Source organism: Betaproteobacteria bacterium (genome assembly GCA_016709965.1).
Taxonomy (GTDB): Bacteria; Pseudomonadota; Gammaproteobacteria; order Burkholderiales; family Rhodocyclaceae; genus Azonexus; species Azonexus amarohabitans.
The window spans coordinates 475,234-497,864 of sequence record JADJLT010000006.1 but is presented as its reverse complement, the minus strand read 5'-3'; the positions used below and the strand labels follow the sequence as shown (position 1 = coordinate 497,864).

Annotated in this window: 14 protein-coding genes and 7 pseudogenes; 3 read left to right on the top strand and 18 right to left on the bottom strand. The window is 61.7% G+C overall.

Annotation, left to right across the window (positions count from 1 at the left end):
• From IPJ12_16825 to IPJ12_16815, 3 genes are all read left to right on the top strand, one after another.
• Entirely contained in the window at positions 1-990 is a 990-nt protein-coding gene (locus IPJ12_16825) for a 4Fe-4S binding protein (protein MBK7648758.1), read from the top strand.
• Positions 991-1,136: 146 nt separating this feature from the next.
• A complete protein-coding gene (locus IPJ12_16820; protein MBK7648757.1) occupies positions 1,137-2,981 on the top strand; it encodes a VWA domain-containing protein in 1,845 nt (614 codons plus the stop codon).
• 76 nt (positions 2,982-3,057) lie between these two features.
• Positions 3,058-3,750 (top strand): Crp/Fnr family transcriptional regulator, encoded by a 693-nt coding sequence (locus IPJ12_16815; GenBank protein MBK7648756.1) that lies wholly within the window; start codon positions 3,058-3,060, stop codon positions 3,748-3,750.
• 435 nt (positions 3,751-4,185) lie between these two features.
• Here the strand turns inward: IPJ12_16815 and IPJ12_16810 are convergent.
• From IPJ12_16810 to IPJ12_16725, 18 genes and pseudogenes are all read right to left on the bottom strand, one after another.
• Positions 4,186-5,301: pseudogene (locus IPJ12_16810) on the bottom strand (hypothetical protein).
• 186 nt (positions 5,302-5,487) lie between these two features.
• A pseudogene (locus IPJ12_16805) lies at positions 5,488-6,255 on the bottom strand (cadherin-like domain-containing protein).
• A 378-nt stretch (positions 6,256-6,633) separates the two neighbouring features.
• Positions 6,634-7,104, bottom strand: a pseudogene (locus tag IPJ12_16800) (sodium:calcium exchanger).
• A 198-nt stretch (positions 7,105-7,302) separates the two neighbouring features.
• Positions 7,303-7,602, bottom strand: a pseudogene (locus tag IPJ12_16795) (hypothetical protein).
• 378 nt (positions 7,603-7,980) lie between these two features.
• A pseudogene (locus IPJ12_16790) lies at positions 7,981-8,079 on the bottom strand (hypothetical protein).
• A gap of 104 nt (positions 8,080-8,183) precedes the next feature.
• Positions 8,184-9,161, bottom strand: a complete 978-nt coding sequence (locus tag IPJ12_16785) for a hypothetical protein (protein MBK7648755.1) — start codon at positions 9,159-9,161, stop codon at positions 8,184-8,186.
• Between the two features lie 309 nt (positions 9,162-9,470).
• A pseudogene (locus IPJ12_16780) lies at positions 9,471-9,770 on the bottom strand (hypothetical protein).
• Positions 9,771-9,888: 118 nt separating this feature from the next.
• Positions 9,889-11,481: a hypothetical protein gene (locus IPJ12_16775; GenBank protein ID MBK7648754.1), complete on the bottom strand. Its 1,593-nt coding sequence runs from the start codon at positions 11,479-11,481 to the stop codon at positions 9,889-9,891.
• A 118-nt stretch (positions 11,482-11,599) separates the two neighbouring features.
• Complete coding sequence (locus IPJ12_16770) at positions 11,600-11,764, bottom strand: hypothetical protein (protein MBK7648753.1); 165 nt, start codon at positions 11,762-11,764, stop codon at positions 11,600-11,602.
• Positions 11,765-11,797: 33 nt separating this feature from the next.
• A complete protein-coding gene (locus IPJ12_16765; GenBank protein ID MBK7648752.1) occupies positions 11,798-12,415 on the bottom strand; it encodes a hypothetical protein in 618 nt (205 codons plus the stop codon).
• Positions 12,348-14,366, bottom strand: coding sequence for a hypothetical protein (locus IPJ12_16760; protein MBK7648751.1), 2,019 nt, complete (start codon positions 14,364-14,366; stop codon positions 12,348-12,350). The genes IPJ12_16765 and IPJ12_16760 overlap by 68 nt, the downstream gene beginning before the upstream one ends.
• Complete coding sequence (locus IPJ12_16755; protein ID MBK7648750.1) at positions 14,327-15,460, bottom strand: hypothetical protein; 1,134 nt, start codon at positions 15,458-15,460, stop codon at positions 14,327-14,329. The genes IPJ12_16760 and IPJ12_16755 overlap by 40 nt, the downstream gene beginning before the upstream one ends.
• Position 15,461: 1 nt before the next feature.
• A complete protein-coding gene (locus IPJ12_16750) occupies positions 15,462-15,836 on the bottom strand; it encodes a hypothetical protein (protein MBK7648749.1) in 375 nt (124 codons plus the stop codon).
• 46 nt (positions 15,837-15,882) lie between these two features.
• On the bottom strand, positions 15,883-18,042 hold the full coding sequence (locus IPJ12_16745; GenBank protein ID MBK7648748.1) for a hypothetical protein: 2,160 nt from the start codon (positions 18,040-18,042) through the stop codon (positions 15,883-15,885).
• A gap of 68 nt (positions 18,043-18,110) precedes the next feature.
• Positions 18,111-18,449, bottom strand: a complete 339-nt coding sequence (locus IPJ12_16740; GenBank protein MBK7648747.1) for a hypothetical protein — start codon at positions 18,447-18,449, stop codon at positions 18,111-18,113.
• A 375-nt stretch (positions 18,450-18,824) separates the two neighbouring features.
• Positions 18,825-19,496: pseudogene (locus tag IPJ12_16735) on the bottom strand (hypothetical protein).
• Positions 19,497-19,800: 304 nt separating this feature from the next.
• Positions 19,801-22,047: a retention module-containing protein gene (locus tag IPJ12_16730; GenBank protein ID MBK7648746.1), complete on the bottom strand. Its 2,247-nt coding sequence runs from the start codon at positions 22,045-22,047 to the stop codon at positions 19,801-19,803.
• A gap of 115 nt (positions 22,048-22,162) precedes the next feature.
• Complete coding sequence (locus IPJ12_16725; GenBank protein ID MBK7648745.1) at positions 22,163-22,615, bottom strand: response regulator transcription factor; 453 nt, start codon at positions 22,613-22,615, stop codon at positions 22,163-22,165.
• Between the last annotated feature and the right edge of the window lie 16 nt (positions 22,616-22,631).

Genomic DNA, 22,631 nt, shown 5'->3' with positions numbered 1-22,631 from the left:
GTGAAAATTGAAAGATTGCAGCGCTATCGTTTGTTCGCGCAGATCGGCTTCTTTACGCTGTTCACCGTCACACCGATATTTGACCTCTTTCGCTACGACCTCACCGAGCGGCATGCCTATTTCCTGACTTACCCGTGGCATCTTGGCATCGATGAACTGATCGCCGGCACTGGCGATTCAGGCACCGCAGTGGTCAATATCATTTTGTACCTGTTTTTACCGGTGCTGGGCACCGGGGCGCTGATCATCGGCGTAGCCTGGAAATGGGGCCGCCTGTATTGCGGCTGGCTCTGCCCGCATTTTTCGGTGGTCGAAACAATCAACCGGCTGATGTTGATTGCCAGCGGCAAGCATTCCGTCTGGGACAAGAAACAAACCCCGCCCTGGGAGCCGGATGGCACGCCGGCCAAGCGCGACAAGCGTTACTGGCTGCTCGTCGTCCCTTCTGCGATTGGCTTTGCCTTCGCCTGGGCGGTGGTCGGGCTGACTTATCTGATGCCGCCGTTTCAGGTTTATCATGGTCTGCTAACCTTCACGCTCTACCCCAAGGAAGTCATTTTCCTGATTGCCGCCACCACGGTTCTGAGTCTCGAATTTCTCTTTGCCCGTCACCTATTCTGCCGCTATGGCTGCGCCATCGGCATCTTCCAGAGCTTCGCCTGGATCGTGAACAAAAAGGCCATGGTCGTCGGCTTCGACCGCAAGCGTCTGACCGACTGCGCCCATTGCCTTCACGGTGCCAACAGCGCCTGCGACGCGGTCTGCCCGATGCGCCTGAAACCGCGCAACGTCAAACGCTGGATGTTCGCCTGCACCCAATGTGGCCAGTGCATTTCAGCCTGCAACACCGTCAACCGCGACAACCCGAACGGGCAGTTGCTGCGCTGGGTGAGCAACGACGACGCCCGGCGCAATGAAGCCGGTTTTTCGGCCTTATCAAATACTGACGAAGACGCCGGAGGGAAAATTGAGCAACCTAATTCGCAATGACTGAAACATGAAAGCCTGTCTTTACGCCGCTGGCGTTGTTGCTCATCCTCGCGATAGTGAGGACTATCGCTGCGGTTCGCGCCTAGCCAGCAGCGCAAATCCTGCGCCTTCATTCAGTTCCACCCATTACGAAACAGGTCGCTGACATGGAAGAATTCATCGGCAAACTCTGGCACAACTGGGTCACCAAAACTGCCGCCGGCCATTACCCGGAAGCAGCGGTCAAAATGAGTGAGGTCGAAAAGACCGCCGGCATCCTGTTCCGCGCCTTTGGTGGTGACCCCGGTCTCAAGGTGGCCGCCGCCACCGTCGAGGAACACGGCGCCCGCCGGCGCTGGATGCAGCGTCTGGCCGGCAGCAACGAACGCGTCGCCCAAGGCAGGCGTGATGCCGAAACCCTGCGCCTGCCACCGGAAATCGCTGCCTTCCCGGAAAAGTCGCTGAATCGCGACCTCTATCTTTGGTTGGCTGCTCTTGCGGCCAGCGACGTTTCGCCCGATCAGCCGTGGTTCGTTCGCAACCAGATCGCCAGCCGTGAAGCACTAGATCGCTATCCCGGACTGAACGAGCGTTACCGCCGACTGGTCGCCGCGCACCTCTCTGGCCGAATTGACCCCAGCGCCCTGCAAGCCGACGAAGCAGCGCAGGAAAACGCCATTCGCCAGGCGCTGCTGCAACCGGGCTCAGTCACTGCCCTGCCGCCGCTTTATACCGTCAAGTCAAAGCCCCCGCAGCCGGTGTTGTTGTGGCTGATCGGCGCCGATACGATCGAAACTGGCGCAAACCTCGCCGATCCGAACGAAACGCTTCCCCGCGAAGGCAGCGGGGGCAATACCGAATCGGCCAAGGACGCGCACAAGGCGGAACAGGTCGAGACACCGGACAACAAAAATCCGATGCTCGCCATGTTCCGCGCCGAAAGTTTGCCGACATGGGCCGAATACGTCCGGGTCAATCGCGCCTACGATGATAATGAAGACCCGAATGCCCGCGATGCGGCCCGTGACCTGGACAAGCTGTCGCTGACACGCGATGGCGAGACGGCCAAGTCGCGCGTCAAGTTCGACCTGGATCTGCCCTCCGCCGCTGAAGATGACACACCGATCGGCCCCGGCATTTCGCAGCCGGAATGGGATTACCGCAAAAATGTCATGCAGCCGGCCCATTGCCTGATCGTACCGATGATTGCCCGCGATGCCGGACAAGCCGCATTGCCACCCGAGCTCGCCGCCACCGCCAGAAAGCTGCGCGGCCAGTTCGCCGCCCTCGCCCCGCAGCGCCGCTGGCTCAAAGGCCAGCCGGACGGGCCGGAACTGGATGTCGATTCCTGTGTGCGCAACCATGCTGACCGCGCCTCCGGCCATACGCCGGAAGCCGGCGGCTATCTCGCCCAGGCCCGTTGCGAACGCGATCTCGCCTGCCTGTTGCTGGCCGACCTGTCGATGTCCACCGATGCGCCAATTTCCGATTCACACCGTATCGTCGATGTCATCCGCGATTCGCTGTTGCTCGTCTCCGAGGCGTTGACCGCGACGGGTGACCGCTTTGGCATCTACGGCTTTTCGTCCTTGCGCCGCCAGAATATCCGCTTTCATTTGCTGAAAGACTTCAACGGAAAATACGATGCCGCCGCCCGCGCCCGCATCCTGGCCATCAAGCCCGGTTTCTACACACGTATGGGCGCAGCCATCCGCCAGTCAGCGAGGATTCTGGCCGAGCAGCCTGCCAGCCGTCGTTTGTTGCTGATCATTACCGACGGCAAGCCAAATGATCTTGACATCTATGATTCCCGCTACGGTATCGAGGACACGCGGATGGCCGTTCACGAGGCACGGCGGCTGGGTCTGACGCCCTTCTGCGTCACCATCGACAGTGAAGCCGGCGCCTACCTGCCCTATCTTTTCGGCCCGGCCGGCTTCTGCGTCATCCGCAAACCGGAGGAATTACCAAGCCGTCTGCCCCTTCTTTACGTGCAACTGACCCGTCAGTAAGTAGTCCGGAATACGTATTGTTAAAGCGTCCCCTTGGTGCCAACATAAGCCATCATCCAGCGAGTATCAGCACACCATGCAAGGCAGTCACCCGATCAATATCGAAGCCCTCCTCAGCCACGTCCCGCTGTTCAATGGACTGGATCCGGAAGAAATCGCCCGTTTCGCCCGGGGCACGCGCGAAGTTCATCTCAGCAAAGGTGAAATTCTCTTTCACAAGGGCGATCCGTGTAACGGCTTTCATCTGCTGGTTTATGGCCAGGTCAAATTGGCCTTCAACTCGGCGCAGGGCAATGAAAAAGTGGTCGAAATCATCAGTCAGGGGCAGAGTTTCGGCGAAGCGGTGATGTTCATGGAAAAGCCTTACATCATTTACGCCCAGGCCCTGACCGACTGCCTGCTGCTGCATATCTCGAAGGCCGTTGTTTTTGAAGATCTGCAACGGAACCACAAGCTGTGCCACAAAATGCTGGCCAGCATGGCCATGCGCCTGCATAAACTGATCAATGATGTCGAATCGTATTCGCTGCACTCCGGCAAACAACGGATCATCGGCTACATGCTGCGGGAATTGCCCGAGGAGGAGCACGATGGAATGAATGTTTCCATCACGCTACCGACCAACAAGGGCGTCATCGCGTCCCGCCTCAACCTGACGCAGGAACATTTTTCGCGCATCCTGCACGAATTGACCGAACTCGGCCTCATCGTGGTCGAAGGACGAAAGATTCACATCCCGAACGCCACCAAACTCCGTCAACACGAGTAATCAGCCTGCAAAACCGATTGCTGCGGTCAACCGGAAAAAACAAACGAAATTGAAATAAAAAAGGGGCGACCTGAATCGCCCCTTTTTGTTGCCCGATGAGTGTACTTAATCGGTAATCAACTTGCCGTTGTTCAGCAGGTTATGGATGATGGCCTGATCGATCGTCTGACCAGCTGATGCCGTCACCCCGGTCACCAAATCAACACCGGACAAGATAATGGTCTGATCCACTGCGCCGCTTCCGGCTGACTTCACTTCGACCGTTGTCGAACCCGCTGCCACAGAGAAATGCAGGTAATTGGCCAGATTGCCTGCATCGGAAGCGGTGTGGATCTCACCTTGCAATAGGTCACGCAGATCAAGTGCATCACTGCCGGCCGCGGTGCCAAAGTTTTGCACGGTATCCACCCCGCCCCGATCCGCATAGTTCCAGCGAATGACGTCGGCGCCACCACCTCCGTTCAGGGTATCGTTGCCAGTACCACCGATCAGCACATCAACGCCGGCACCACCGATCAACGAGTCATTGCCGCTACCACCTGCCAGGACGTGTGCATTGGCATTGGCCGACGCATTCAATGTGTCATTTCCGGTTGTGCCGGCATACATATCCGCGCTATTGACCACGGATAGCAGTTGGCTGGCGGTATTGCCGACCGCATCGGTACCCGTCACGGAAACGTGGAAGGAACTCGTTCCATAGTTGCTGAGGACAACTTCACTGGCCCCCCAGGTCGAAATATCCAGCGTCCCGCCCGCCCCAACCGTGCCAGTATGAGCCCCCGTCACATCGGCAACAGTAGTGCCTGCAACGAGGCCTGACAAGACAATGGACGTTGCATCATTCACGCCCAGCGAGAAATGAATGGCATGACCATCATTGGCGATGACAGAGCTCTGGCTACCCCAAAGCTCAGTCTCATATATGGCCTGAGCCTGTGCAGTCGTCAAGACGCCATCATAAATGCGCACATCCTCCAGCGCCGCATTAAGGAAGCGGTCCGAAGTATTGCCGTCGTCAGCGGTCACACCAAACCCAAGGAATTTATTGGGTGCCACTGAGCCGGCAGCCAGAATCGTGCCGTTGAATGCCTGCGCCGTGCCATCAACCCACATATAGGTGCGGCCAGTTGTGAAGTCGTGGGAAATCGTGACGCTGTGCCACTGATTATCGTTAATCGCGTTGTTGCTCATCAAACCGGCATTGTCACCAATACCAAAACCAATCTTGCCCTGGTTATTGATAAAGCCCCATTGAACATCGACCTGACCGCCATTGTTTTCCATGCCGATCACGGATGGCGAATCCCATCCGATGTTCGATCCGACCTGAGTGGTCTTGATCCAGAAGCTGAGCGACGCAGCCTTGGATGCGGTCTGCCCGGCAAGCGGATCGGTGACCGAAGTGGCCAGAGCTACCCAGCCGCCATCGCGCACAGCCGATGCGCCACCAACACCATTGAACTGGATTGCTGTTGAATCATTGCGACCCGTTGTCCATGTCGGACGCAAATCTGCGACTGGATCGGCTGGCTGAGACGAATGAGGCATGTTGTTGGTGATCGTGCCGAACTGATCAACCGCCGGGTTGTAATTAATCGTTCCGCTACCGGCACCCTCGTTGAACTGCCAGTAGTCGATCCATTTTGCGGAAAGATCAATGGCCGGCGTGACGTTGAAAGTAATGGTGTTGGGACTTTGGTCTGTATTCTGACCACCATTGGCCGTACCGCCGTCATCGGTCACCTGGAAGGTAAAGTTGCTGGATGGCGTTCCGTTGGCATTTGCATTAGCCGCGGGTGTATAGATCAAATGACCCGCCGTGATTTCAGAAACCGGTACGATGGTGGCTGCTGTCACCAGAACCCCGTTGAGCATCAAGGTGCCAGTGCTTGGGGCATTGACCGTCACACTCTGGAATGCGTTCGCCGGGCTGTCTTTCGGATCAGTAAAGCCAAAGTCCGCGACAGTCAGGACATAAGAAACATCTTCAAGTGTCGTGATGGTCTTGTTGGTACCGGCCGGTGCGTCATTCAACGGCGTCATCGAAATCGTCAGTGTCGACGTTGCCGTATTTGTTCCATCACTCACCGTATAAGTGACCACCGGTACGCTACCGTTGTAATCGGGCGCTGGCGTGAAAACATAGCTGCCATCGCCATTCATGCGCAAAGTACCAATACCGACCAGCGTGGCTGTCGCATTCGCCGCATAAGTCGTGCCGTTGATGACAAACTGCGTCACTGAAAGCACATCACCATCAGCATCCGTATCGTTGGTCAAAACATTGCCGCTAGCAGGAATATCCTCAAGCACCGTCTTCGTATCAACCGTCGGGACAGGCGTTGAGTCATTGTCGATGATGGTGGCGGCGCCCGACGCAACCGCATTCGAAGTCACGCCGGAAGTCCGCGTCGCAAGCAAGGTGAAGGTTTCATTGTTTTCGTCGAGCGAGTCGTTAACAATCGGAACACGGGCCAGCAAGCTGGTAGCACCAGCAACCAGGGTCGCCGAAGTCGCCGTAACCCAAGTTGCCCCACCATTGGTGGAAACCTCTATCGAATTGGTAAAGTCTGACGGGGTAACAGCGGTACCGTTGGCCAGACCAAGATTAACCGTCGTTGCAAGCGCACTGGCGTTGGAGAGGCTGACTGTAAACACGGCGTAACCGACATTTTCAAGCACGCTCACCGAGTTGACCGACAAGGATGGGATGTCGCTGTTAGTGCCACCAATACCCGTGCCGTCATCAATGATGGTAGCCGTGGAAGTTGCCGTACCGAGTGTCGCATTACTTGGCGTGCTGAGGTTGACGTTAAAGGTTTCAGCCCCTTCGTAGACCGTATCGTTGGCAATGGCTACCGTAATGGTTTGGGAAATCACACCGGCAGCGAAGTTAAGCGTGCCAGCATTTGCGGTGTAGTCGCTACCAGCGGTGGCCGTCCCGTTTGCCGTCGAGAAAGCAACGGAAACCGGTAGCGCCGAGGCGTTACTCAAAGTCACGGTAAACGTCGCAGTACCTGCAGCTTCGTTGTAAGTGACAGGACCGGAAATATTGACGACCGGAGTATCGTTGTCGGTAATGGTTCCTGTTCCAACCATCTGACCTAATGGCGTAGACGCAGTCAACGTCATAGTTTCATTGGCTTCACCCAACGTGTCATTGACTGTCGGAACGCGCACAATGAATCCACCGCTACCCGCAGGAATGCTGACAGTAGTCCCAACTAGCGGAGTCCAGCTAGCACCACCGTCGAATGAAACCTGCAGCGGGCTGGTATCAGTGCCGAGCGTGGCAGTACCGGAAGCCGGCGTCAGCGTGACGGTGGTCGGCGTGGTGCTGATGTTCGACATGATTACATTAAAGTCGAGGTTGCCACCTTCAACAACCGTGGGACTATCAATGGAACTGACACGCGGCCGGTCATCGTCCGTGCCGCCCACACCCGTCCCGTCATCCTTGATGGTGCCAATGCCCAGGCCATCTCCAATCGTCGCGTTGACCGGACTCGTCAGGTTAACGTTGAAGGTTTCCGAGCCTTCGTAAATCCCATCATTTTTGATGTTGACCGTCACCACTTGCGTCACCACACCCGGCGCAAACGTCAGGCTGCCCGTGCTCGCATCGTAGTCGTTGCCCGCAACCGTCGCCGTGCCATCACTCGTGTTGTAACCCACCGTCACCGTGCCTGCGCTCGGGTTGGAGAGGGTCACCGTGAAGGTGGCCGTGCCGGCCGCTTCATTGACCGTGACGTCGTCGATCGACAGGCTCGGCGTGCCGTCGTTGTCGGTAATGCTGCCAGTACCCACCACCGGCGCCGCGTTCTGCGCCGTGGCTGCACCCAGCGTCATCGTCTCGGTCGGTTCGGAAATATTGTCATCAACGGTCGGCACACGAACGATGAAGTCGGTGTTGCCGGCCGGCACGCTGACCGTGCTGCCAACCACCGGCGACCAGTTCAGGCCACCGTCAAAGCTGACTTGCAGCGGGCTGGTGTCGGTGCCCAGCGTCGCACTGCCACTGGCCGGGGTCAGGGTGACCACGGTCGGGGTGGTGCTCGGGTGGGTCAGGGTGACGGCGAAGTCCAGGTTGCCGCCTTCGGCCACCGTCGGGCTGCTGATGCTGCCAACTTGCGGACGGTCGTCGTTGCTGCCACCGACCCCCGTGCCGTCGTCGGCAATGGTCGTGCTGACCGTGCCGGTGGCGATGGTGGCGTTCACCGGGGCAGCGAGATTGACGCTGTAGTTCTCGTTGCCTTCATAGGTGTTGTCGTTGTTGATGGCCACCGTGAAGGTCTTGACGGTTTCGCCCGGGGCAAGCTCAAGGTGCCGGTGCTCGCCACGTAGTCGTTGCCGGCCACGGTGGCCGTGCCGTCAGCGGTGTTGTAGCCAACGGTGACCGTGCTGGCGCTCGGGGTGGAGAGCGTCACGGTCTAGGTCAGCGTTCCGGCGGCTTCGTTAACCAGGGCCGGGCCCGTGAGGGCAGGCGTCGGCGTGCCGTCGTTGTCGGTGATGCTGCCGGTGCCTTGTACCGGGGCGAGGTTCTGCGCCGTCGAGGCGCTGAGCGTCAGCGTCTCGGTCGGTTCGGAAATATTGTCATCAACGGTCGGGACTCGGACGAGGAAGCCCGGGTTGCCGGCCGGAACCGTCACCGTGCTGCCAACGACCGGCGACCACGTGGTGCCGCCATCGAAGGAGACTTGCAGCGGACTGGTGTCGGTGCCAAGTGTGGCACTGCCACTGGCCGGGGTCAGGGTGACCACGGTCGGGGTGGTGCTGGTGGTGGTCAGGGTGACGGCAAAGTCAAGGTTGCCGCCTTCAACCACCGTCGGGCTGCTAACGCTGCCGACTTGCGGCCGGTCGTCGTTGCTGCCACCCGTCCCCGTGCCGTCGTCCATGATGGTGCCAATGCCCAGCGCGTCACTGATGGTGGCGCCACCCGTGGCACCGCTGAGGTTGACGTTGAGGGTTTCGGCCCCTTCGTACACGGTGTCGTTGGCAATGTTGAGGGTGATGGTCTGGCTGGTGACGCCGGCGGCAAAGCTCAGCGTGCCGGTCAGGCCATCAACGCCCGCCGCGTAGTCGGCCGGGGTGCTGGCCGTGCCCGGGGTGGTGTCGTAGGCCACGGTGGTCGCCGTCGCGCTCGGGTTACTCAGGGTCACCGTGAAGGTGATGGTGCCCGCCCCTTCGTTGACCGTCACATCATTGATCGAGAAGGCCGGGGTGTCGTTGTCGGTGATGCTGGCGGTGCCCACCGCACTCGGGTTGGCGGTGGCGCCCGCCGTGGTGGTCGCCGTCAGCGTGAAGGTTTCGGCCGACTCGGCCAGGTTGTCATCAACGATCGGGGTGCGCGCCAGAACGCTGGTAACGCCCGCCGCAAAGGTGGCGCTGTTCGCCGGGGTCCAGGTCACACCTCCGTCAGTCGACACTTCCAGACCCGTGGTGTAGTCGGCCGGGCTGCTCGCCGTGCCGTTGCCAAGCGCCAGACTGACCGTGGTCGGGATGGTGCTAGCGTTGGACAGACTGAGGGTGAACACGGCGTGTCCGCCGTCTTCCGCCACCGTCGGGTTGCTGATGCTGAGCGTCGGCCGGTCATCGTCCGTGCCGCCCACACCCGTCCCGTCATCCTTGATGGTGCCAATGCCCAGGCCATCTCCAATCGTCGCGTTGACCGGACTCGTCAGGTTAACGTTGAAGGTTTCCGAGCCTTCGTAAATCCCATCATTTTTGATGTTGACCGTCACCACTTGCGTCACCACACCCGGCGCAAACGTCAGGCTGCCCGTGCTCGCATCGTAGTCGTTGCCCGCAACCGTCGCCGTGCCATCACTCGTGTTGTAACCCACCGTCACCGTGCCTGCGCTCGGGTTGGAGAGGGTCACCGTGAAGGTGGCCGTGCCGGCCGCTTCATTGACCGTGACGTCGTCGATCGACAGGCTCGGCGTGCCGTCGTTGTCGGTAATGCTGCCAGTACCCACCACCGGCGCCGCGTTCTGCGCCGTGGCTGCACCCAGCGTCATCGTCTCGGTCGGTTCGGAAATATTGTCATCAACGGTCGGCACACGAACGATGAAGTCGGTGTTGCCGGCCGGCACGCTGACCGTGCTGCCAACCACCGGCGACCAGTTCAGGCCACCGTCAAAGCTGACTTGCAGCGGGCTGGTGTCGGTGCCCAGCGTCGCACTGCCACTGGCCGGGGTCAGGGTGACCACGGTCGGGGTGGTGCTCGGGTGGGTCAGGGTGACGGCGAAGTCCAGGTTGCCGCCTTCGGCCACCGTCGGGCTGCTGATGCTGCCAACTTGCGGACGGTCGTCGTTGCTGCCACCGACCCCCGTGCCGTCGTCGGCAATGGTCGTGCTGACCGTGCCGGTGGCGATGGTGGCGTTCCACCGGGGCAGCGAGATTGACGCTGTAGTTCTCGTTGCCTTCATAGGTGTTGTCGTTGTTGATGGCCACCGTGAAGGTCTTGACGGTTTCGCCCGGGGCGAAGCTCAAGGTGCCGGTGCTCGCCACGTAGTCGTTGCCGGCCACGGTGGCCGTGCCGTCAGCGGTGTTGTAGCCAACGGTGACCGTGCTGGCGCTCGGGTTGGAGAGCGTCACGGTGTAGGTCAGCGTGCCGGCGGCTTCGTTAACCAGGGCCGGGCCCGTGAGGGCGAGCGTCGGCGTGCCGTCGTTGTCGGTGATGCTGCCGGTGCCTTGTACCGGGGCGAGGTTCTGCGCCGTCGAGGCGCTGAGCGTCAGCGTCTCGGTCGGTTCGGAAATATTGTCATCAACGGTCGGGACTCGGACGAGGAAGCCCGGGTTGCCGGCCGGAACCGTCACCGTGCTGCCAACGACCGGCGACCACGTGGTGCCGCCATCGAAGGAGACTTGCAGCGGACTGGTGTCGGTGCCAAGTGTGGCACTGCCACTGGCCGGGGTCAGGGTGACCACGGTCGGGGTGGTGCTGGTGGTGGTCAGGGTGACGGCAAAGTCAAGGTTGCCGCCTTCAACCACCGTCGGGCTGCTAACGCTGCCGACTTGCGGCCGGTCGTCGTTGCTGCCACCCGTCCCCGTGCCGTCGTCCATGATGGTGCCAATGCCCAGCGCGTCACTGATGGTGGCGCCACCCGTGGCACCGCTGAGGTTGACGTTGAGGGTTTCGGCCCCTTCGTAGACGGTGTCGTTGGCAATGTTGAGAGTGATGGTCTGGCTGGTGACGCCGGCGGCAAAGCTCAGCGTGCCGGTCAGGCCATCAACGCCCGCCGCGTAGTCGGCCGGGGTGCTGGCCGTGCCCGGGGTGGTGTCGTAGGCCACGGTGGTCGCCGTCGCGCTCGGGTTACTCAGGGTCACCGTGAAGGTGATGGTGCCCGCCCCTTCGTTGACCGTCACATCATTGATCGAGAAGGCCGGGGTGTCGTTGTCGGTGATGCTGGCGGTGCCCACCGCACTCGGGTTGGCGGTGGCGCCCGCCGTGGTGGTCGCCGTCAGCGTGAAGGTTTCGGCCGACTCGGCCAGGTTGTCATCAACGATCGGGGTGCGCGCCAGAACGCTGGTAACGCCCGCCGCAAAGGTGGCGCTGTTCGCCGGGGTCCAGGTCACACCTCCGTCAGTCGACACTTCCAGACCCGTGGTGTAGTCGGCCGGGCTGCTCGCCGTGCCGTTGCCAAGCGCCAGACTGACCGTGGTCGGGATGGTGCTAGCGTTGGACAGACTGAGGGTGAACACGGCGTGTCCACCGTCTTCAGCCACCGTCGGGTTGCTGATGCTAGCGTCGGCCGGTCATCGTCCGTGCCGCCCACACCCGTCCCGTCATCCTTGATGGTGCCAATGCCCAGGCCATCTCCAATCGTCGCGTTGACCGGACTCGTCAGGTTAACGTTGAAGGTTTCCGAGCCTTCGTAAATCCCATCATTTTGATGTTGACCGTCACCACTTGCGTCACCACACCCGGCGCAAACGTCAGGCTGCCCGTGCTCGCATCGTAGTCGTTGCCCGCAACCGTCGCCGTGCCATCACTCGTGTTGTAACCCACCGTCACCGTGCCTGCGCTCCGGGTTGGAGAGGGTCACCGTGAAGGTGGCCGTGCCGGCCCCGCTTCATTGACCGTGACGTCGTCGATCGACAGGCTCGGCGTGCCGTCGTTGTCGGTAATGCTGCCAGTACCCACCACCGGCGCCGCGTTCTGCGCCGTGGCTGCACCCAGCGTCATCGTCTCGGTCGGTTCGGAAATATTGTCATCAACAGTCGGCACACGAACGATGAAGTCGGTGTTGCCGGCCGGCACGCTGACCGTGCTGCCAACCACCGGCGACCAGTTCAGGCCACCGTCAAAGCTGACTTGCAGCGGGCTGGTGTCGGTGCCCAGCGTCGCACTGCCACTGGCCGGGGTCAGGGTGACCACGGTCGGGGTGGTGCTCGGGTGGGTCAGGGTGACGGCGAAGTCCAGGTTGCCGCCTTCGGCCACCGTCGGGCTGCTGATGCTGCCAACTTGCGGACGGTCGTCGTTGCTGCCACCGACCCCCGTGCCGTCGTCGGCAATGGTCGTGCTGACCGTGCCGGTGGCGATGGTGGCGTTCACCGGGGCAGCGAGATTGACGCTGTAGTTCTCGTTGCCTTCATAGGTGTTGTCGTTGTTGATGGCCACCGTGAAGGTCTTGACGGTTTCGCCCGGGGCGAAGCTCAAAGGTGCCGGTGCTCGCCACGTAGTCGTTGCCGGCCACGGTGGCCGTGCCGTCAGCGGTGTTGTAGCCAACGGTGACCGTGCTGGCGCTCGGGTTGGAGAGCGTCACGGTGTAGGTCAGCGTGCCGGCGGCTTCGTTAACCAGGGCCGGGCCCGTGAGGGCGAGCGTCGGCGTGCCGTCGTTGTCGGTGATGCTGCCGGTGCCTTGTACCGGGGCGAGGTTCTGCGCCGTCGAGGCGCTGAGCGTCAGCGTCTCGGTCGGTTCGGAAATATTGTCATCAACGGTCGGGACTCGGACGAGGAAGCCCGGGTTGCCGGCCGGAACCGTCACCGTGCTGCCAACGACCGGCGACCACGTGGTGCCGCCATCGAAGGAGACTTGCAGCGGACTGGTGTCGGTGCCAAGTGTGGCACTGCCACTGGCCGGGGTCAGGGTGACCACGGTCGGGGTGGTGCTGGTGGTGGTCAGGGTGACGGCAAAGTCAAGGTTGCCGCCTTCAACCACCGTCGGGCTGCTAACGCTGCCGACTTGCGGCCGGTCGTCGTTGCTGCCACCCGTCCCCGTGCCGTCGTCCATGATGGTGCCAATGCCCAGCGCGTCACTGATGGTGGCGCCACCCGTGGCACCGCTGAGGTTGACGTTGAGGGTTTCGGCCCCTTCGTAGACGGTGTCGTTGGCAATGTTGAGAGTGATGGTCTGGCTGGTGACGCCGGCGGCAAAGCTCAGCGTGCCGGTCAGGCCATCAACGCCCGCCGCGTAGTCGGCCGGGGTGCTGGCCGTGCCCGGGGTGGTGTCGTAGGCCACGGTGGTCGCCGTCGCGCTCGGGTTACTCAGGGTCACCGTGAAGGTGATGGTGCCCGCCCCTTCGTTGACCGTCACATCATTGATCGAGAAGGCCGGGGTGTCGTTGTCGGTGATGCTGGCGGTGCCCACCGCACTCGGGTTGGCGGTGGCGCCCGCCGTGGTGGTCGCCGTCAGCGTGAAGGTTTCGGCCGACTCGGCCAGGTTGTCATCAACGATCGGGGTGCGCGCCAGAACGCTGGTAACGCCCGCCGCAAAGGTGGCGCTGTTCGCCGGGGTCCAGGTCACACCTCCGTCAGTCGACACTTCCAGACCCGTGGTGTAGTCGGCCGGGCTGCTCGCCGTGCCGTTGCCAAGCGCCAGACTGACCGTGGTCGGGATGGTGCTAGCGTTGGACAGACTGAGGGTGAACACGGCGTGTCCGCCGTCTTCCGCCACCGTCGGGTTGCTGATGCTGAGCGTCGGCCGGTCATCGTCCGTGCCGCCCACACCCGTCCCGTCATCCTTGATGGTGCCAATGCCCAGGCCATCTCCAATCGTCGCGTTGACCGGACTCGTCAGGTTAACGTTGAAGGTTTCCGAGCCTTCGTAAATCCCATCATTTTTGATGTTGACCGTCACCACTTGCGTCACCACACCCGGCGCAAACGTCAGGCTGCCCGTGCTCGCATCGTAGTCGTTGCCCGCAACCGTCGCCGTGCCATCACTCGTGTTGTAACCCACCGTCACCGTGCCTGCGCTCGGGTTGGAGAGGGTCACCGTGAAGGTGGCCGTGCCGGCCGCTTCATTGACCGTGACGTCGTCGATCGACAGGCTCGGCGTGCCGTCGTTGTCGGTAATGCTGCCAGTACCCACCACCGGCGCCGCGTTCTGCGCCGTGGCTGCACCCAGCGTCATCGTCTCGGTCGGTTCGGAAATATTGTCATCAACAGTCGGCACACGAACGATGAAGTCGGTGTTGCCGGCCGGCACGCTGACCGTGCTGCCAACCACCGGCGACCAGTTCAGGCCACCGTCAAAGCTGACTTGCAGCGGGCTGGTGTCGGTGCCCAGCGTCGCACTGCCACTGGCCGGGGTCAGGGTGACCACGGTCGGGGTGGTGCTCGGGTGGGTCAGGGTGACGGCGAAGTCCAGGTTGCCGCCTTCGGCCACCGTCGGGCTGCTGATGCTGCCAACTTGCGGACGGTCGTCGTTGCTGCCACCGACCCCGTGCCGTCGTCGGCAATGGTCGTGCTGACCGTGCCGGTGGCGATGGTGGCGTTCACCGGGGCAGCGAGATTGACGCTGTAGTTCTCGTTGCCTTCATAGGTGTTGTCGTTGTTGATGGCCACCGTGAAGGTCTTGACGGTTTCGCCCGGGGCGAAGCTCAAGGTGCCGGTGCTCGCCACGTAGTCGTTGCCGGCCACGGTGGCCGTGCCGTCAGCGGTGTTGTAGCCAACGGTGACCGTGCTGGCGCTCGGGTTGGAGAGCGTCACGGTGTAGGTCAGCGTGCCGGCGGCTTCGTTAACCAGGGCCGGGCCCGTGAGGGCGAGCGTCGGCGTGCCGTCGTTGTCGGTGATGCTGCCGGTGCCTTGTACCGGGGCGAGGTTCTGCGCCGTCGAGGCGCTGAGCGTCAGCGTCTCGGTCGGTTCGGAAATATTGTCATCAACGGTCGGGACTCGGACGAGGAAGCCCGGGTTGCCGGCCGGAACCGTCACCGTGCTGCCAACGACCGGCGACCACGTGGTGCCGCCATCGAAGGAGACTTGCAGCGGACTGGTGTCGGTGCCAAGTGTGGCACTGCCACTGGCCGGGGTCAGGGTGACCACGGTCGGGGTGGTGCTGGTGGTGGTCAGGGTGACGGCAAAGTCAAGGTTGCCGCCTTCAACCACCGTCGGGCTGCTAACGCTGCCGACTTGCGGCCGGTCGTCGTTGCTGCCACCCGTCCCCGTGCCGTCGTCCATGATGGTGCCAATGCCCAGCGCGTCACTGATGGTGGCGCCACCCGTGGCACCGCTGAGGTTGACGTTGAGGGTTTCGGCCCCTTCGTAGACGGTGTCGTTGGCAATGTTGAGAGTGATGGTCTGGCTGGTGACGCCGGCGGCAAAGCTCAGCGTGCCGGTCAGGCCATCAACGCCCGCCGCGTAGTCGGCCGGGGTGCTGGCCGTGCCCGGGGTGGTGTCGTAGGCCACGGTGGTCGCCGTCGCGCTCGGGTTACTCAGGGTCACCGTGAAGGTGATGGTGCCCGCCCCTTCGTTGACCGTCACATCATTGATCGAGAAGGCCGGGGGTGTCGTTGTCGGTGATGCTGGCGGTGCCCACCGCACTCGGGTTGGCGGTGGCGCCCGCCGTGGTGGTCGCCGTCAGCGTGAAGGTTTCGGCCGACTCGGCCAGGTTGTCATCAACGATCGGGGTGCGCGCCAGAACGCTGGTAACGCCCGCCGCAAAGGTGGCGCTGTTCGCCGGGGTCCAGGTCACACCTCCGTCAGTCGACACTTCCAGACCCGTGGTGTAGTCGGCCGGGCTGCTTGCCGTGCCGTTGCCAAGCGCCAGACTGACCGTGGTCGGGATGCTGCTGGCGTTGGACAGACTGAGGGTGAACACGGCGTGGCCGCCGTCTTCCGCCACCGTCGGGTTGCTCACCGCCAGCGTCGGACGGTCATCATCGCTGCCGCCCAGACCGCTGCCGTCATCCTTGATGGTGCCTATGCCCAGGCCATCTCCAATCGTCGCGGTTGACCGGACTCGTCAGGTTAACGTTGAAGGTTTCCGAGCCTTCGTAAATCCCATCATTTTTGATGTTGACCGTCACCACTTGCGTCACCACACCCGGCGCAAACGTCAGGCTGCCCGTGCTCGCATCGTAGTCGTTGCCCGCAACCGTCGCCGTGCCATCACTCGTGTTGTAACCCACCGTCACCGTGCCTGCGCTCGGGTTGGAGAGGGTCACCGTGAAGGTGGCCGTGCCGGCCGCTTCATTGACCGTGACGTCGTCGATCGACAGGCTCGGCGTGCCGTCGTTGTCGGTAATGCTGCCAGTACCCACCACCGGCGCCGCGTTCTGCGCCGTGGCTGCACCCAGCGTCATCGTCTCGGTCGGTTCGGAAATATTGTCATCAACGGTCGGCACACGAACGATGAAGTCGGTGTTGCCGGCCGGCACGCTGACCGTGCTGCCAACCACCGGCGACCAGTTCAGGCCACCGTCAAAGCTGACTTGCAGCGGGCTGGTGTCGGTGCCCAGCGTCGCACTGCCACTGGCCGGGGTCAGGGTGACCACGGTCGGGGTGGTGCTCGGGTGGGTCAGGGTGACGGCGAAGTCCAGGTTGCCGCCTTCGGCCACCGTCGGGCTGCTGATGCTGCCAACTTGCGGACGGTCGTCGTTGCTGCCACCGACCCCCGTGCCGTCGTCGGCAATGGTCGTGCTGACCGTGCCGGTGGCGATGGTGGCGTTCACCGGGGCAGCGAGATTGACGCTGTAGTTCTCGTTGCCTTCATAGGTGTTGTCGTTGTTGATGGCCACCGTGAAGGTCTTGACGGTTTCGCCCGGGGCGAAGCTCAAGGTGCCGGTGCTCGCCACGTAGTCGTTGCCGGCCACGGTGGCCGTGCCGTCAGCGGTGTTGTAGCCAACGGTGACCGTGCTGGCGCTCGGGTTGGAGAGCGTCACGGTGTAGGTCAGCGTGCCGGCGGCTTCGTTAACCAGGGCCGGGCCCGTGAGGGCGAGCGTCGGCGTGCCGTCGTTGTCGGTGATGCTGCCGGTGCCTTGTACCGGGGCGAGGTTCTGCGCCGTCGAGGCGCTGAGCGTCAGCGTCTCGGTCGGTTCGGAAATATTGTCATCAACGGTCGGGACTCGGACGAGGAAGCCCGGGTTGCCGGCCGGAACCGTCACCGTGCTGCCAACGACCGGCGACCACGTGGTGCCGCCATCGAAGGAGACTTGCAGCGGACTGGTGTCGGTGCCAAGTGTGGCACTGCCACTGGCCGGGGTCAGGGTGACCACGGTCGGGGTGGTGCTGGTGGTGGTCAGGGTGACGGCAAAGTCAAGGTTGCCGCCTTCAACCACCGTCGGGCTGCTAACGCTGCCGACTTGCGGCCGGTCGTCGTTGCTGCCACCCGTCCCCGTGCCGTCGTCCATGATGGTGCCAATGCCCAGCGCGTCACTGATGGTGGCGCCACCCGTGGCACCGCTGAGGTTGACGTTGAGGGTTTCGGCCCCTTCGTAGACGGTGTCGTTGGCAATGTTGAGAGTGATGGTCTGGCTGGTGACGCCGGCGGCAAAGCTCAGCGTGCCGGTCAGGCCATCAACGCCCGCCGCGTAGTCGGCCGGGGTGCTGGCCGTGCCCGGGGTGGTGTCGTAGGCCACGGTGGTCGCCGTCGCGCTCGGGTTACTCAGGGTCACCGTGAAGGTGATGGTGCCCGCCCCTTCGTTGACCGTCACATCATTGATCGAGAAGGCCGGGGTGTCGTTGTCGGTGATGCTGGCGGTGCCCACCGCACTCGGGTTGGCGGTGGCGCCCGCCGTGGTGGTCGCCGTCAGCGTGAAGGTTTCGGCCGACTCGGCCAGGTTGTCATCAACGATCGGGGTGCGCGCCAGAACGCTGGTAACGCCCGCCGCAAAGGTGGCGCTGTTCGCCGGGGTCCAGGTCACACCTCCGTCAGTCGACACTTCCAGACCCGTGGTGTAGTCGGCCGGGCTGCTCGCCGTGCCGTTGCCAAGCGCCAGACTGACCGTGGTCGGGATGGTGCTAGCGTTGGACAGACTGAGGGTGAACACGGCGTGTCCGCCGTCTTCCGCCACCGTCGGGTTGCTGATGCTGAGCGTCGGCCGGTCATCGTCCGTGCCGCCCACACCCGTCCCGTCATCCTTGATGGTGCCAATGCCCAGGCCATCTCCAATCGTCGCGTTGACCGGACTCGTCAGGTTAACGTTGAAGGTTTCCGAGCCTTCGTAAATCCCATCATTTTGATGTTGACCGTCACCACTTGCGTCACCACACCCGGCGCAAACGTCAGGCTGCCCGTGCTCGCATCGTAGTCGTTGCCCGCAACCGTCGCCGTGCCATCACTCGTGTTGTAACCCACCGTCACCGTGCCTGCGCTCGGGTTGGAGAGGGTCACCGTGAAGGTGGCCGTGCCGGCCGCTTCATTGACCGTGACGTCGTCGATCGACAGGCTCGGCGTGCCGTCGTTGTCGGTAATGCTGCCAGTACCCACCACCGGCGCCGCGTTCTGCGCCGTGGCTGCACCCAGCGTCATCGTCTCGGTCGGTTCGGAAATATTGTCATCAACAGTCGGCACACGAACGATGAAGTCGGTGTTGCCGGCCGGCACGCTGACCGTGCTGCCAACCACCGGCGACCAGTTCAGGCCACCGTCAAAGCTGACTTGCAGCGGGCTGGTGTCGGTGCCCAGCGTCGCACTGCCACTGGCCGGGGTCAGGGTGACCACGGTCGGGGTGGTGCTCGGGTGGGTCAGGGTGACGGCGAAGTCCAGGTTGCCGCCTTCGGCCACCGTCGGGCTGCTGATGCTGCCAACTTGCGGACGGTCGTCGTTGCTGCCACCGACCCCCGTGCCGTCGTCGGCAATGGTCGTGCTGACCGTGCCGGTGGCGATGGTGGCGTTCACCGGGGCAGCGAGATTGACGCTGTAGTTCTCGTTGCCTTCATAGGTGTTGTCGTTGTTGATGGCCACCGTGAAGGTCTTGACGGTTTCGCCCGGGGCGAAGCTCAAGGTGCCGGTGCTCGCCACGTAGTCGTTGCCGGCCACGGTGGCCGTGCCGTCAGCGGTGTTGTAGCCAACGGTGACCGTGCTGGCGCTCGGGTTGGAGAGCGTCACGGTGTAGGTCAGCGTGCCGGCGGCTTCGTTAACCAGGGCCGGGCCCGTGAGGGCGAGCGTCGGCGTGCCGTCGTTGTCGGTGATGCTGCCGGTGCCTTGTACCGGGGCGAGGTTCTGCGCCGTCGAGGCGCTGAGCGTCAGCGTCTCGGTCGGTTCGGAAATATTGTCATCAACGGTCGGGACTCGGACGAGGAAGCCCGGGTTGCCGGCCGGAACCGTCACCGTGCTGCCAACGACCGGCGACCACGTGGTGCCGCCATCGAAGGAGACTTGCAGCGGACTGGTGTCGGTGCCAAGTGTGGCACTGCCACTGGCCGGGGTCAGGGTGACCACGGTCGGGGTGGTGCTGGTGGTGGTCAGGGTGACGGCAAAGTCAAGGTTGCCGCCTTCAACCACCGTCGGGCTGCTAACGCTGCCGACTTGCGGCCGGTCGTCGTTGCTGCCACCCGTCCCCGTGCCGTCGTCCATGATGGTGCCAATGCCCAGCGCGTCACTGATGGTGGCGCCACCCGTGGCACCGCTGAGGTTGACGTTGAGGGTTTCGGCCCCTTCGTAGACGGTGTCGTTGGCAATGTTGAGAGTGATGGTCTGGCTGGTGACGCCGGCGGCAAAGCTCAGCGTGCCGGTCAGGCCATCAACGCCCGCCGCGTAGTCGGCCGGGGTGCTGGCCGTGCCCGGGGTGGTGTCGTAGGCCACGGTGGTCGCCGTCGCGCTCGGGTTACTCAGGGTCACCGTGAAGGTGATGGTGCCCGCCCCTTCGTTGACCGTCACATCATTGATCGAGAAGGCCGGGGTGTCGTTGTCGGTGATGCTGGCGGTGCCCACCGCACTCGGGTTGGCGGTGGCGCCCACCGTGGTGGTCGCCGTCAGCGTGAAGGTTTCGGCCGACTCCGGCCAGGTTGTCATCAACGATCGGGGTGCGCGCCAGAACGCTGGTAACGCCCGCCGCAAAGGTGGCGCTGTTCGCCGGGGTCCAGGTCACACCTCCGTCAGTCGACACTTCCAGACCCGTGGTGTAGTCGGCCGGGCTGCTCGCCGTGCCGTTGCCAAGCGCCAGACTGACCGTGGTCGGGATGGTGCTAGCGTTGGACAGACTGAGGGTGAACACGGCGTGTCCGCCGTCTTCCGCCACCGTCGGGTTGCTGATGCTGAGCGTCGGCCGGTCATCGTCCGTGCCGCCCACACCCGTCCCGTCATCCTTGATGGTGCCAATGCCCAGGCCATCTCCAATCGTCGCGTTGACCGGACTCGTCAGGTTAACGTTGAAGGTTTCCGAGCCTTCGTAAATCCCATCATTTTTGATGTTGACCGTCACCACTTGCGTCACCACACCCGGCGCAAACGTCAAAACGCCACCGACTGAAGTAAAGTCCTGCGGGGAGACCGCAGAACCAGGCGTCGTCGCAAAATTGACGCTGACCGTCGCGGAGGTTGGCTGATCCAGAGTAACCGTAAAGGTCATCGTACCTGCCGCTTCATTGACCGTGACATCGTCGATGGATATCACGGGATCAACCACCGGATTGACCATAATCGGCGCAATGGCAGGCACCGACTCGAGGCCCTGATTATCGGTAACCGTAAATGAAATATTGACTGGGCCGTTAAAGTCCAAAGCCGGGACAAAGACCAGATGAGCCGCATCGGATGGAGTCAGCGGCGTACCGGCAGCGACCGTGGTAACGCCATCCGGTAGGTAAAGCACGCCTTCTGAGGCTGGCGGCAAGATCGTCACGGTTACGCTTTGTACGGTACCGTCCGGATCGGTGCCCGACAGGTTGACCACAATCGGCGTGTCTTCGTCTCCGGATGCAGGCGTTACGACCGGGACGGGAGCATCGTTGACCGGAGTCACTGGCCCCAGAATCAACATCGCCGTATCTACCCCCCCCAGACCATCGCTGATGTCGTATGTTGCTACGGGAACCGGGCCATAGTAGTTGGAAGCAGGAGTAAATGTGTAGGCACCGTCCGTGCCGATAAACAAAGTGCCCACACCAATAATTGTTGCAATCTGTCCCGGCACAAATAGTTCCGGAACGCCATCACCATCTGTATCGATGCTAAAGCCGGTAACCAACAACGGATTGCCATTTTGATCAGTATCGTTCGCCAGAACATTTCCGGAGACTGGCGTATCTTCATGCACTGCTATCGGACCATCATTGATCGCATCCGGCGCAGCATTGGGAATAATGGTCAGCACCAAGCTGGCAGTATCGCTACCCCCCTGGCCGTCACTGATCGCGTAGCTCGCGACCGGGATAGGTCCAGCATAATTGTGCACAGGTACAAATGTATAAGCCCCATTGGCAGCGATGGACAACGACCCAACACCAGCAATTGTCGCTAACTGACCAGGAGTGAAAACCTCTGACACACCATCACCGTTGATATCGATGCTGAACCCGGTTACCGTCAGCTGGCCATTGAGTGGATTGGTGTCGTTAGCCAGCACACTACCGCTGGCCGTGCCATTGATCTGCAAACTATTGCTATCGTTAATCGCATCCAGAGCAGCACTCTGCTTCAGGGGGGCTCCTTCGATGGTTTCGATCGGACGCCCGCGATACGTGCCAAACTGGAAAGCCAAAGGATCAACGGTTTCAACGATACGAAGCAATTCCACGAAAGTATGTCCCTCGTTGCCTCCCTGTCCAACCAGCCCTGCGGCTGGAGCCTCCTCTTCCAGCAAGCTATCAAGATCATTGCCCGACTTCAACGCAGCGACGATTTTCTGAAATCCTTGAGGGTCATTTGCAACAGAACTATCCGCGGCATCCGGTTTGATCTGCGCAGCTACCTCCGAATCAATCTTCGCTGTCTCACCCGGACGAATAGCCATTTCACGACCATCAGCAAGGGCCAAAACAACCTTTGCACCATCCGCAGCAACCACGCTTTCACCCTCACGGATCGCGTCTCCGAGTTTGAGACGACGAGTGTTTCCTGCGCTATCACGTACAAACGCCTGACCGGAAAGAACAGAAAGGTGTGCGACAACTTGGGCTTGAGCCATGGTGATACTCCAGACACTATTAGCAATACTAAAAGTGTAAATGTATCAATTCCAACAAGCTATTGAACTAAAGTACAACCTAGTGAAAAAACGTGAAATTTCTAACAAAAAAATTTCAGATGCTCAATCCATTGATTTTCAAGGAGAGCTGAAGTCGATCACGCAGGCCAAGTTTTTCGAACACCGCGGAAAGATGCGCCTTGACCGTTCTTTCCGTTATGAAAAGCTGCTCGGCTATTTCCTTATTACTTGCACCACCGGCCACCAACCTGGCGACCTGAGCCTCTCTCTCGGAGAGTAGTGACAAACAACTTTCCGTATTCTGTCCCGATGAGCGCTGACTAAACAAACGCGATGTGCTGCCAACCAACTTCTGCAGCAATGACTGCCCGATCCACAAACCACCATTCTCAACGACCAGCATAACCTGGCGCAGAACCTCGGGCGCCGCATAGGTATTACAACATCCGGAAGCACCGGCAGCCAAGGCATCACTGACAACCGACTCATCCGGCTCATCCGCTAGCACAACCACCAACTGGCCGGCACGAAGGACTTTTGGTGGCATGACATCATCCAGAGCC

Coding starts and splice junctions, on each gene's coding strand:
- IPJ12_16820 (MBK7648757.1), top strand. CDS start 1,137: ATGGAAGAATTCATCGGCAAACTCTGGCACAACTGGGTCACCAAAACT.
- IPJ12_16740 (MBK7648747.1), bottom strand. CDS start 18,449: ATGACGCTGGGTGCAGCCACGGCGCAGAACGCGGCGCCGGTGGTGGGT.
- IPJ12_16730 (MBK7648746.1), bottom strand. CDS start 22,047: ATGGCTCAAGCCCAAGTTGTCGCACACCTTTCTGTTCTTTCCGGTCAG.
- IPJ12_16815 (MBK7648756.1), top strand. CDS start 3,058: ATGCAAGGCAGTCACCCGATCAATATCGAAGCCCTCCTCAGCCACGTC.
- IPJ12_16725 (MBK7648745.1), bottom strand. CDS start 22,615: ATGCCACCAAAAGTCCTTCGTGCCGGCCAGTTGGTGGTTGTGCTAGCG.